Origin of the sequence: Paraburkholderia fungorum (assembly GCF_003610895.1) — a bacterium.
In the GTDB taxonomy this organism is placed as follows: domain Bacteria; phylum Pseudomonadota; class Gammaproteobacteria; order Burkholderiales; family Burkholderiaceae; genus Paraburkholderia; species Paraburkholderia fungorum_B.
The window spans coordinates 67,272-79,156 of sequence record NZ_MCAS01000028.1 but is presented as its reverse complement, the minus strand read 5'-3'; the positions used below and the strand labels follow the sequence as shown (position 1 = coordinate 79,156).

Below are 11,885 nucleotides of genomic sequence, written 5' to 3'. Positions count from 1 at the left end.
CGCCATTGTGTGCCGTCCGAGCCGCCGCGCCATCCGCCCCGCATGAAGAATCGAGCGCGGTGGCCGTCGGCGGCGTACACTCAACGTGTCCGAAGCATGCGTTTTAGACCTGCTTGATACCCAATGCCCGCAGTTCCGACTGCGGGCATTTGTGTCTGTGCAGCGTCGTACAATTTTTCAAGGTGGTTGCGTAAGGCCAGGTGAGTTCGACAGCGAGCGGTGTGCGGTCCTCGATAGCCGCACCCTGTCTTCATGGTTATCGGGTGAACGAGGCAGTGCGCGGCGAGGTTGGCCGCGTCAAAGGACATGGATCAAATTGAATGTGTAGTGATCGGCGCAGGCGTGATTGGTCTGGCCGTGGCGCGCGCCCTCGCGGCCCGCGGGCGCGAAGTGATTGTGCTGGAGGCGGCTGAAGCGATCGGCGTGGGCACCAGCTCGCGCAATAGTGAAGTAATTCATGCGGGGATCTACTATCCACGCGGTTCGCTGAAAGCGGCGCTCTGCGTGCGTGGCCGCGAGATGCTCTATGACTACTGCGCCGAGCACAACGTGCCGCATTCGCGCTGCGGCAAACTGCTGGTGGCCACTTCGCGCAATCAGGTTCCCCAGCTCGAAAGCATCATGGCGAAGGGGCGCGAAAACGGCGTGCTCGACCTGATGCGGATCAACGGCGATCAGGCGCAAGCGCTCGAACCCGCGCTCGAATGTGTCGAGGCCGTGTTCTCGCCGCAGACGGGTATCGTCGACAGTCACCAGTTGATGCTGGCGATTCAGGGCGACGCCGAGCGCGACGGCGCGGTGTGCGCGTTCCATGCGCCGGTCGAGGCGATCGAGGCGAGCAACGGCCGCTTCATCATCAAGGTGGGCGGCAGCGCGCCGACCACCATCAGCGCCGCCTGCGTGATCAACAGCGCCGGTCTGCAGGCGAATGCACTTGCACGCAGGATTCGCGGCCTCGATGCGCGCCATGTGCCGCCGCTCTACCTTGCGCGCGGCAACTACTTCAGCATCTCGGGGCGGGCGCCGTTCAGCAGGCTGATCTATCCGATGCCGAACGAAGCCGGTCTAGGCGTGCATCTGACGATCGATCTTGGCGGCCAGGCGCGTTTCGGTCCCGACGTCGAATGGGTCGATGCGATCAATTACGACGTCGATCCGCATCGCGCGGATTCCTTTTACGCGGCGATTCGCGCGTACTGGCCCGCGCTTCCCGACAATGCCCTGCAGCCCGCTTATGCGGGGATTCGTCCGAAGCTTTCCGGCCCAGGCGAGCCCGCTGCCGATTTCGTGATTCAAGGTCCGGCCGCGCATGGCGTGCGCGGGCTCGTCAATCTGTTCGGTATCGAATCGCCGGGATTGACGGCCTCGCTGGCGATCGCACAGCGGGTCTGCGAATTGAGTGGGCGCGCCTAATCGTCGCACCACGGGTTTTCACTCAGATTCTCACGCCCGCACGATCAACCGGCGCACCGCACTCGATTGCCGGGTGCGGCGTCGTACCAATTCGCTTATCTCTATCATTTGAGCCATCACGCGCGAGGGCTTCGTTGCTATCCTTGGGGACCGCTGTCACTAGAACGGCGATCAGTTCAATATAAATGGAGTGAGTCCCCCATGAAATCTTCCCGTCGTACGTTTTTGATCACCAGCATTGGTGTGGCATCGACTTTCGCGCTGTCGCGCCAGGCTTTCGCCGACGCGCCGAAGGTCGCCGAAACCGATCCGACCGCTCAGGCGCTCGGCTACAAAGCCGACGCGAGCAAAGTCGACAAGGCCAAGTTCGCTAAATATGCAGCGGGCCAGGACTGCGGCAACTGCAGCTTCTATCAAGGCAAGCCGACCGACGCTTATGCCGGCTGCCCGATGTTCGCGGGCAAGCAGGTTGCGAGCAAGGGTTGGTGCAGCGCCTATAACAAGAAGGCCTGATTTCGTTTCGCCCGCGCGCACGCTCTGTGGCGCGGCGAGTGCGCTGCAACATCACAGCGCCGGACTGCGGTCCGATCATCGAGGCGTCTGCCGCTCTGCGCGACAGACGCCTTTTTGTTATCCAGCTATTTGCCGCCCCTGGCGCCGCCTTTGGCAGTGAAGCAACTGAGGCGGGCCGCCTGCGTCGATACGCGAGGTGCCTCTTCGTTTAGCTGCGGGCCTGCATCAGCGGCGGCCGCTTGTCGAACCATGGCCGCGCCGCTTCGAGTTGCGCGGCCAATCGCAACAGCGTCGCTTCACCGCCGTTGCGCGTGGCGAATTGCACGCCGATAGGCAGTCCACGCGCGTTCCAGTGGAGCGGTACCGACATCGCCGGTTGCCCGCTCAGATTGAACAACTCGGTGCATCCCGCCCACGCGAACGCCTTGTTCGACGCTTCGGTCAGCAGCTTCTTCATCAGAGGTTCGAGCGGCATCGCCGTGACGGCGCGCATCTGCATGCGCTCCGCGGAGGTGGGGTGCATTTCGCCGATCTTGATCGGCGCGCCCGCGAGCGTCGCACACAGGAGCACGTCGTAGCGGTTCAGCAGATCGGTGAGGCGTTCAGTGATGCGGCGCTGTTCTTCCAGCGCGCTGGGCAGGCCCTGCTCGCCGAGTTTGCGGCCGACATGCGCCATGGCCCATGTCGAAATTTCGAATTCGTCGCGCAGTGGCTTGCGGCCGGTGACGCGATTGGCGTTGAGCACCATTTCTTCCGCCGTCACCGACCAGAGCATCAGGAATGCATGGCGGACCGCCGCGAAATCGATCCCGAGCGAAACCGGTTCGATGTTGTGGCCTAGCGAACTGGCGAGTTGCGCGGCGTCTTCGAGCGCGGTGCGCGAGTCGACGGAAAGCGAGGGTGCCAGCATCGAATCGGTGACATAGGCAATGTTCAGCGGTTTGCATGGCTCGCGGCTTGCGCCCAGGAAAGTACCCGGCGCGCCGAGCGGTCTATCCGCGTTGCCCGCCAGCAGATCGAGCAGCAGCGCGCTGTCACGCACGCTGCGCGATACCGCGAGATCGACACCGAGCTCACCGGCCGCGGCGGTGGGTGTCGCGCGCGGCACACGTCCGCGGGAAGGTTTGAGGCCGAAGAGTCCGCAACATGACGCGGGAATGCGGATCGAACCGCCGCCGTCCGATGCATGCGCAAGCGGCACAATGCCCGCGGCAACCGCCGCGGCCGCACCGCCGCTCGAACCGCCCGGTGTGTGGTCGAGACTCCACGGATTGCGGCACGCGCCGAACAACTCGGGCTCTGTATAGGGCATCTGACCGAGTTCGGAGGTGCTGGTCTTGGCGAAGATATTGAGGCCGGCCGCCTTGGCGAGCGCGACGACCGGTGCGTCCTCGGTGGGAATGAAGTGACGATAGTGACGGCTGCCCATCGCCATGCGCAAGCCGGCGACCGCCGCGCCCAGATCCTTGATCAGAAAGGGCACGCCCGCGAGCGCTGCCTGCGCGCTTTCGGCGTTCGTATGGCTCGTGGGATTCGCTCTGCTGGCATCGTCACGCGAGGCACGCTGACGTGCGGCGTCGTAGTCCTTCAGAACAATCGCATTGATCGCGGGATTGACGGACTCCGTACGCGAGATCGCGATGTCCAGCAATTCGCGCGCGCTGGCTTCGCGGTTTCGAACCAGTTCGGCGAGGCCGATGGCGTCATGGGCGAGATAGTCTGATTGCACGACGCCTGGGCCCTCTCTATCTAGTATCGGGTTTGCCGGTTGCAGCCTCGGGCTACAACCGGCAGTTACAGCGGTGAGTTAGTTATAGCAGGGAGTTGCAGCCGTGCGTTACAGCCGCTCACCGAGGAAGGTCAGCGTGCGGCCATGCGCGAGTGCCGCCGCGCGCTGGTTATACGACCCGCGATCCGAACAGTTGAAGCCGTGATCGGCGTTCGGATAAATGTTGAATTCCGCATCGGTGCGGCCGGCAAAGCGTTCCTGAACCTGGCCGACAGCCGACAACGGGATATGCGCGTCGAGTTCGCCGTAGTGGAATTGCATCGGCACCTTGATCCTGGCAGCCTGATCGAGCTTGTTCTGGATGCCGCCGCCGTAGTACGCAACCGCGCCGTCGACTGAACCTTGCGCGGCCGCCAGATACGCGAGTTGGCCACCGAAGCAGAAGCCGATTGCCGCAATCTTGCCGGTCACTTCCGGCATGGCGCGCAACACCGCGGCGGCGGCGCCGATGTCGGCCACGGCCTGGTCGGCGTTGGTCTTCTGCATCAGTTCGATGCCTTTCTCGCGATCCGCACCGTCATACGTCAATTCGACGCGCGGCTGCACGCGCCAGAACACGTCCGGTGCGAGCGCGATGTAGCCGTCTTGCGCGTACTGATCCGCGACCGAACGGATATGGCTGTTCACGCCGAAGATTTCCTGAATGATGATGACGGCCGGTCCCTTGCCGCCTTTGGGAAGTGCCAGATAACCACCGAAACTGTCATTGCCGGCGGGAATGTCGATCCAGCGGGAAGTCGTACTCATGTTGCACTCCGTTTGCTCGTGCGTTGCGTGGGGGTTGGGCTGAATGACTGCTTGAAGCGGGCGCTCAGTTTGCCATCAAAAGAAACCCCTTGCAGCGAGGCCACACGCGGCCCGGCGCCGCCCGCAGCGTGTCCGACGCGCGGCGCTGATCTCGTAAGGCGATTGAAACATTCTCGATAATTCATTTTCCCGCACGCGCGCGCCTCGGTACAGTCGAGCGTATCGGCGCGCGCGTGCCGCGCGGTCCTGGGAAAAGAGGAATCGACTATGAGTGAAGGCAGTTTTGTGACGCCATTTGCTGAGCGTTTTGGCATGCGGGTGCCGGTTGTGCAGGCGCCGATGGTCGGCGGTGCGACCACGCCGGCGATGGTCGCGGCGGCATCGAACGCGGGTGCATTCGGTTTTCTGGCCGGCGCGGCGCTGGCGCCGGAGAAGATCGCAAGCGAAGTCGCGGCAATTCGCGCGCTGACTGATCGTCCGTTCGGCGTCAATCTGTTTGCACTGCCGCCCGTTACGCCTGATGAACTGACGGTGCGCCGCGCGCTCGAAGCGATCGATCCGATCCGCGCGGAACTCGGCTTGCCGCGAGGCAACCCGCTCGAACGCTATGCGCCCGACTTCCGTGCGCAGCTGGAGATGCTGATCGAATTGCGCGTGCCGGTGGTCAGCTTCACGTTTGGGCTGCTTTCAAAAGAGGACGTCGCCCGTTTGCACGCCGCGAGCCTATATGTAATAGGCACCGCGACACATGTCGCGGAAGGACTGGCGTGGCGCGAGGCGGGAGCTGATGCGATCGTCGCGCAAGGCGCGGAAGCCGGCGGCCATCGCGGCACGTTTATCGGCGCTTTCGAAGACGCGCTGGTCGGCACCATGGCGCTGGTGCCGCAACTCGTCGATGCGACCGGCCTGCCGGTGCTTGCGGCGGGTGGCATCATGGACGGGCGCGGTATCGCTGCAGCGCTGGTGTTGGGCGCACAGGCGGCGATGATGGGGAGTGCGTTCATCACGTGCGCCGAGAGCGCGATCTCCCCGGCATGGAAAGCGCGTTTGCGTTCAACGTCCGACACCTCGACCTCCGTGACGCGGGCGATCACCGGCCGTCATGCGCGCGGCATACGCAATCCGTTGATGCTGCGCTTGAGCGAGTCGATGGATAAGGTCGCGCCTTATCCGGTGCAAAACGCCTTGACGCAGGAACTACGACAAATCGCGAGCCGCGCGGAAAACAGCGACTATCTGTCTCTTTGGTCAGGCCAGGGCGCGCCGCTTGGCCGAAAGCGTCGGGAAGGCCTCGGCGTGGCGGAACTGGTCGGGCAACTCGACGAGGAGTGGCAGGCTGCGGCAGCACGGATCGGCGCGCTCAAAGGTTGATTCAAGCCGGCTCAGGCGCGCCTCACAGCGAGCGGCGGCGCGCCTCGTTTTTAAGCACAAAGCCTATTCGAAACATTAACGGTTTCACGCGCTAAAAGCTTTAGAGCGCATTGTTAGACGAACAGCTCACCTGGCGGAAACCCGCATGGGCTGGTGCTTTCCAGCCCGTTCTTCAAGTCGGAATCAGCGCCTGTTGGATAAACGCTATTAGTGTTCATCCCACTTCCTCAAAAAAGTCCCACAATTTAATTTGTTGGCCTACACTTGCGCGCAAGTACGGTTTGCCGTCTGCCACAAACAGTCCGGTGAACGTGCTGGCCAAGTGCATGAACGATGCAACCGGCGTGGTCGTCCACGGGACTGAGCGACACGTGTAGGGAAGCGGGGGCACAGGGCGATTACGTTGTTTTTGGGACCGAAACTGGAGACTTACATGAACACTAAGATTCAAAAGCTGTTGCCGATCAGCGCTGCTGCCATGTTGTTTGCGTCGTTGGCAACGGGCGCGGTGGCGGACGAGGTCGTCAAGATCGGCCACGTTGCACCGTTGACCGGCGGTATCGCTCACCTGGGTAAAGACAACGAAAACGGCGCGCGTCTGGCAGTTGAGGAAATCAACGCCAAGGGCCTGACGATCGGCGGCCAGAAGATCACGCTGCAACTCGACGCACAAGACGACGCAGCTGACCCGCGTACGGCAACGCAAGTCGCGCAGAAGCTGGTTGACGATAAGGTCGTCGCAGTGGTCGGTCACTTGAACTCGGGCACCTCGATTCCGGCTTCGAAGATCTATAGCGATGCGGGCATCGTGCAGATCTCGCCGTCGGCAACGAACCCGGCTTACACGCAACAGGGCTTCAAGACGACGTACCGCGTCGTGGCGACCGATGCGCAACAAGGTCCGGCACTGGCTAACTACGCAGCCAAGGGTCTGAAAGTGAAGAGCGTCGCGATCGTCGACGACTCGACCGCTTACGGTCAAGGTCTCGCCAACGAATTCGAAAAGACCGCCAAGTCGCTGGGCCTGAACGTGATGTCGCATGACGCGACGAACGACAAGGCTGTCGACTTCCGCGCGATTCTGACGAAGATCAAGGGCGAAAACCCGGACGCGATCATGTACGGCGGTATGGATGCAACCGGCGGCCCGTTCGCCAAGCAAGCCAAGCAGCTCGGCCTGCGTGCGAAGGTTCTGGCTGGTGACGGCGTGTGTACCGACAAGCTGTCGGACCTGGCTGGCGACGCAACCGACAACATCGTCTGCTCGGAAGCCGGTATGGCGCTCGAGAAGATGGCTGGCGGCGCAGCGTTCCTCGCCAAGTATCAGAAGCGTTTCGGTCAGCCGATCCAGATCTACGCTCCGTTCACGTATGACGCTGTGTACATCATCGTCGACGCTATGAAGCGTGCTAACTCGACCGATCCGGCGAAGATCCTGGCAGCTATGCCGGCGACCGACTACAAGGGTGTGATCGGCGAAACCACGTTCGACTCGAAGGGCGACCTTCAACACGGCGTGATCTCGCTGTACAACTACAAGGCAGGCAAGAAGACGCTGCTCGACGTAGTCAAGATGTAAGAGCCGCATGACCGAAGACAGCTTGGTTTGTCTTTGGTCAAGTAGTTAAAAGGCACGCGCGCCAAATGGCTCGCGTGCCTTTTCTTTTGGGGATCAAGGTGTGAAGCTAGCGGGTTTGAGAACTTTGTTTGGGAGAATGCCGTGACCACTGTGATCCGTTCGATCGATGACGGCTGGCGCCGCTGGATTGCCGAGAATCTGCTGCTCGACGCGCCGCCGCCTGCCTTGCACGGTGCGCTGGTCGGACATGGTTTCGACCCGGCCGAAGCCGCTCGCGAAATCGAAACAGCGCTCGCGAGTCCTTACTTTGAGGGGGCCGCGCGCCTGCGCAATCGTTTGCGTAAGCGTGAATGGATATTGTCGGTGTACGGCACGCTCAATCGAATGCGCGCCGGGAGTGGCGTGATCGAAAGGCGCGAGCGTTTATCGCGTGACGAATTCTTTGAGCAGTACTACTTTCAGAACCGGCCGGTGATCATCACCGGCGCTTTCGATTTCTGGCCGGCGCGCACGCAGTGGCGTTTCGACTACTTTCGCGAGCGCTGTGGGGATTGCGAAGTCGAAGTGCAGTTCGGCCGCGAGGCGGACGCGAATTATGAAATCAATCAGCCGAAACTCAAGCGCATGATGCGCTTTGCCGACTATGTCGATCTCGTCGAACGTAGCGGGCCGACTAACGATTTCTACATGACCGCCAATAACACCTCGCATAATCGCGCGGCACTCGCGGCGTTATGGTCCGATGTGCCGGTTATCGGCGAATATCTCGATGGCGGATCGCCCGATACCGGTTTTTTCTGGATGGGACCGGCTGGAACGAAGACACCGTTTCACCATGATCTGACCAATAACTTCATGGCGCAGGTGATGGGCCGTAAGCAGATCAAGCTGGTGCCGTTGTCCGATACGCCGCATATGGTGAACATGCTGCATTGCTATTCGCAGGTGGACGGCAGTGCGATCAATTACGAACGTTTCCCGTCGATGCGCAATGCGCACGTAATGGAATGCACGCTTGAACCCGGCGAGTTGCTGTTTCTGCCGATCGGCTGGTGGCACTACGTAGAAGGAGTCGATGCAACGGTGACAATGACGTTCACCAATTTTCTGCAACGTAACGACTTCTCGAGGAATTACACGACGTATCACCAGCTGTGACAAAAAAACGGCGAGCCGGTTGACCCGGCTCGCCGCCCCCCTTCGACGCTTGTTTTAGCGCGCCGTTATTTGCTGTCGTTATTCATCACTTCTTCGGCGTCAGTGCGCCCAGACCGCCGAGCAAGCCACCGCCCGTCGTACCACCCGCCGAGCCCGCCGTACCGGTCAATGCACCGGTGACGGTGTTCAGCAGGCCGGTGATCGGCGCCAGCGGATTGCTGGTGCCGCCACTTCCACCTGTCCCGCCCGTACCACCCGTGCTGCCGGAACCCGTGGCTGACCCGAGCGCGCCTGTCAGCGAGGACACCGCCGAGGTCACCGGTGCGAGCGGATTGCCGCTGCCGCCGGCCGCGCCGCTCAGTGCGCCGGTGAGCGAGTTCACCACCCCGGTCAGCGGTGCAAGCGGGCTGCTGCCCGAGCCGCCGGAGAGGCCGCCGAGGCTGCCGGTCACCGTGCTGAGGACGTTGGTCAGCGGTGCAAGCGGACTGCTGCCCGAGCTGCCGCCGACGCCACCGAGCGTGCCGGTCACCGTGCTGAGGATGTTGGTCAATGGCGCGAGCGGACTGCTCGAGCCGCTGCCGCCGGTCAGGCCGCCGCTCAAGGTGCCGGGCAGCGCGGTGAGAATGCTGGTCAACGGCGCCAGCGGATTACCCGTCGTCCCGCTGCTGCCACCCGGATTCAGAATGCCGGTGAGGCCGCCGAGCGGATTGCCGCTCGTCGAGCCGCCCGCGGTCAGCAGGCCGCCGGCGGACGTGACGGTATCGCCGAGCTTGCTCACGACATTGCCGAGGCCCTGGCCGATCGGGTTGTTGGTCGCGTTGCTGACCTGGCTGCCCGCGCTGTCGAGGCCATGACCGATGGTCGACAGCAGACCGTTCAGCGGTGCGCCGAGACCCGTCGTATCGCCGACGGTTTGCGTCGTTTGCGCCAGCGTCGTGGTGATCGGCGTGATCGCGGTGCTGACGGTCTGCGTCACTTGCTGGATCGGGCCGTTCGTCAGCTGGGAGGTCAGTTGCGTGCCAAGGCCGCTGACTGTAATGCCGACGGTCGAAACCACCGTGCCGAGCGGCGTGGTCAGCGGACTGAGCGGCGCGGTGGGGCCGGTGCCAAGACTTGTCACGAGCTGGCCGGCGCTGTTGACGGCCTGGCCGGCGTTATAAACCAGGCCGCCGCTGCTCGCCAGTGTCGTGCCGAGCGGATCCTTGGAGTTGCCGAGCTGGCCGAGGCCGTTCGCCGCGCCCGTGCCAACCGCTGTGACGCCGGCGCCGAGATTCGAGACGACATTGCCGAGCGCGGTCGTGGTGGCCGGGTTCGCGCCGGGGATCGGCGTAAGGCCGATCTGGTTGCCGATCGCGGAGACGGTTTGGCCGGTCGCGGTGACTACATTGCCAGTGTTCTGGACGACGACGCCGATAGGATTGGCGCTGGTTGGCGTTGGCGTTGGCGTTGGCGTTGGCGTCGGAGTAGGTGTGGGAGTCGGCGTCGGCGTCGGCGTCGGTGTGGGCGTAGGAGTCGGCGTCGGTGTGGGCGTCGGAGTCGGCGTTGGTGTAGGCGTCGGTGTGGGCGTAGGCGTAGGTGTTCCGCCTCCGCCGCCAGCGCCAGCCCCGCCGCCAGCACCGGCGCCACCACCCGCTCCGCTCGACATACTCGGCCTGATCGTTGTGCTTCCGCATCCGGTCAGTAAGATCATCGACGTTACGCACATGGCGATCGCCGACAGTTTGAAATTGCGATTCATGGTCTGCTCCCCCGTAATTTGGAACCTGCTGGGGGAGCTAACTGCAAGGCCTATGCCATTTACGCGCGCATAATCGGCGAGCGAAATAAATCAATAAAAATCAATGAGTTATTGAGTGGTGCGTGCAATGATAACTATGTTGATCCCGCCGATGTGGCGAGGAACACGTCAACGTGCAGGCCGCGTGTAACGTAACGTAAGCTTGTGGGTTTCATATGGCGCGATGTCTGCCGATGCAGCAGCAGTGCGCGTCTGCATCAGATCTTCAAACGCCGCAGCACCTTCGGACCCGCAAGCGCGATCAGCGCGGAACACACGGCCACCACGGACAGCCCGATCGGCAAACTGGTGACCTGCGTCACCGCGCCGATAATCACCGGCCCGAGCAACAGGCCGAAGTACGCCAGCCCGGCAACATGCGCGAGTCCTTCGGCCGGATGAATGCCCTTGACGCTCGCTGCTGCGGCGAACAGCACGGGCATCATGTTCGCCAGCCCGAGACCCATCAGCGTGAAGCCGATCAGCGCGGCGACCGGATTCGGCAGCAGCAGTGCGCCGACCATCCCGGCGCAGGCAAGCGACGCGCTCGCCATCACCAGTTGCGGGGCGCCGAAGCGGGCACGCACGGCGTCGCCGGCGAAACGTGCCGCGGCCATACCGCCTGAAAACGCCGCGTAGGCCGCGCTCGCGAGCGCCGGCGTGGAGAGCACGACGTCGCGCATGTAGACCGTGGCCCAGTCGTACATTGCGCCTTCGGCGATCAGCGCGACCAGCGCCATCGCACCGAGCGCCCACAAGGCCGGCGAGCGCCAGCGGTTGGCGCGCGGCGTGGCGGCGTCGGGATGATCGGCGTGCGGCACGTGTGGCAGAACGGAAGGGCAGGCCGCGATCAGTACCAGCGTGCTGAGCGCCGCAGCTAGCGCCAGATGCACCGCCGGCGCCATGCCGCGTGCCAGCAAGGCGCCGCCCACTGCCGCGCCGAACATCCCGCCGAGGCTGAACATGCCGTGCAGCGACGACATGATCGGCTTGCCGAGTGCTTTCTCCACAGCGCTGGCTTCCGCGTTCATCGCGACGTCGAGTGTCGCCATGCCGGCGCCGAAGACGGCCAGCACGATCAGTAGCATCCAGTAGGCCGGCACGATCAGGATCAGCGCCGCACACGCGGTCATCACCAGACCGCCGCTCAGGCAGGCGCGGCGCGTGCCGACCCGCGCGATCCATGGGGCATTGGCCGCCATGGCGCCGATCGAGCCGCCGGCCACGGCCAGCAGCGCGAACGAGAGCATCGCTGCATTCAGATGGAAGCGGTCGCGTACGGTCGGCACATGCACCCCCCACGACGCGTACATCATGCCGGCGATAAAGAACACCGCCATGGTGGCGATCCGGGCGCGCTGCCGCGCGGTATCGGAGAGCGCTCGATGAGCAGCGGGGAGGCTGGCGAATTCGGAGGAGTGGTCGGACACGGAAATCTCGTGGGGGGCGCGGGAGAAAGCGCCCTGTAAGCGAATTTTCGATTCTAACGAAGCGCGCTGTCTTATGCTTGAAGCAGATTGATCCAACACTTATCTATC

At 63.1% G+C, this 11,885-nt stretch carries 9 protein-coding genes; 5 read left to right on the top strand and 4 right to left on the bottom strand.

Going from position 1 to position 11,885, the window contains the following annotated elements:
- Positions 1-306 precede the first annotated feature (306 nt).
- Positions 307-1,413, top strand: a complete 1,107-nt coding sequence (locus BCY88_RS24610) for an NAD(P)/FAD-dependent oxidoreductase (RefSeq protein WP_120346772.1) — start codon at positions 307-309, stop codon at positions 1,411-1,413.
- A gap of 201 nt (positions 1,414-1,614) precedes the next feature.
- Positions 1,615-1,926, top strand: a complete 312-nt coding sequence (locus tag BCY88_RS24605; protein WP_120346771.1) for a high-potential iron-sulfur protein — start codon at positions 1,615-1,617, stop codon at positions 1,924-1,926.
- A 208-nt stretch (positions 1,927-2,134) separates the two neighbouring features.
- Here BCY88_RS24605 and BCY88_RS24600 read toward each other — a convergent pair whose 3' ends face one another.
- Both BCY88_RS24600 and BCY88_RS24595 read right to left on the bottom strand, forming a co-directional pair.
- Positions 2,135-3,655, bottom strand: coding sequence for an amidase (locus tag BCY88_RS24600; protein WP_120346770.1), 1,521 nt, complete (start codon positions 3,653-3,655; stop codon positions 2,135-2,137).
- A 108-nt stretch (positions 3,656-3,763) separates the two neighbouring features.
- On the bottom strand, positions 3,764-4,462 hold the full coding sequence (locus tag BCY88_RS24595) for a dienelactone hydrolase family protein (protein ID WP_120346769.1): 699 nt from the start codon (positions 4,460-4,462) through the stop codon (positions 3,764-3,766).
- 267 nt (positions 4,463-4,729) lie between these two features.
- Here BCY88_RS24595 and BCY88_RS24590 point away from each other — a divergent pair, with 267 nt between their 5' ends.
- The 3 genes from BCY88_RS24590 to BCY88_RS24580 all read left to right on the top strand — a co-directional run bounded on the left by BCY88_RS24590 (position 4,730) and on the right by BCY88_RS24580 (position 8,570).
- On the top strand, positions 4,730-5,833 hold the full coding sequence (locus BCY88_RS24590) for an NAD(P)H-dependent flavin oxidoreductase (protein WP_120346768.1): 1,104 nt from the start codon (positions 4,730-4,732) through the stop codon (positions 5,831-5,833).
- Between the two features lie 433 nt (positions 5,834-6,266).
- Positions 6,267-7,412, top strand: a complete 1,146-nt coding sequence (locus BCY88_RS24585; protein WP_120346767.1) for a branched-chain amino acid ABC transporter substrate-binding protein — start codon at positions 6,267-6,269, stop codon at positions 7,410-7,412.
- Between the two features lie 141 nt (positions 7,413-7,553).
- Positions 7,554-8,570 (top strand): cupin-like domain-containing protein, encoded by a 1,017-nt coding sequence (locus BCY88_RS24580; protein ID WP_120346766.1) that lies wholly within the window; start codon positions 7,554-7,556, stop codon positions 8,568-8,570.
- A gap of 85 nt (positions 8,571-8,655) precedes the next feature.
- Here BCY88_RS24580 and BCY88_RS24575 read toward each other — a convergent pair whose 3' ends face one another.
- Together BCY88_RS24575 and BCY88_RS24570 are read right to left on the bottom strand one after the other, a co-directional pair.
- Positions 8,656-10,215, bottom strand: coding sequence for a collagen-like triple helix repeat-containing protein (locus tag BCY88_RS24575; RefSeq protein WP_473087149.1), 1,560 nt, complete (start codon positions 10,213-10,215; stop codon positions 8,656-8,658).
- A 350-nt stretch (positions 10,216-10,565) separates the two neighbouring features.
- The gene (locus BCY88_RS24570; RefSeq protein ID WP_120346764.1) at positions 10,566-11,777 is read right to left on the bottom strand and encodes an MFS transporter; all 1,212 of its coding nucleotides are present in this window, start codon (positions 11,775-11,777) and stop codon (positions 10,566-10,568) included.
- Positions 11,778-11,885 lie beyond the last annotated feature (108 nt).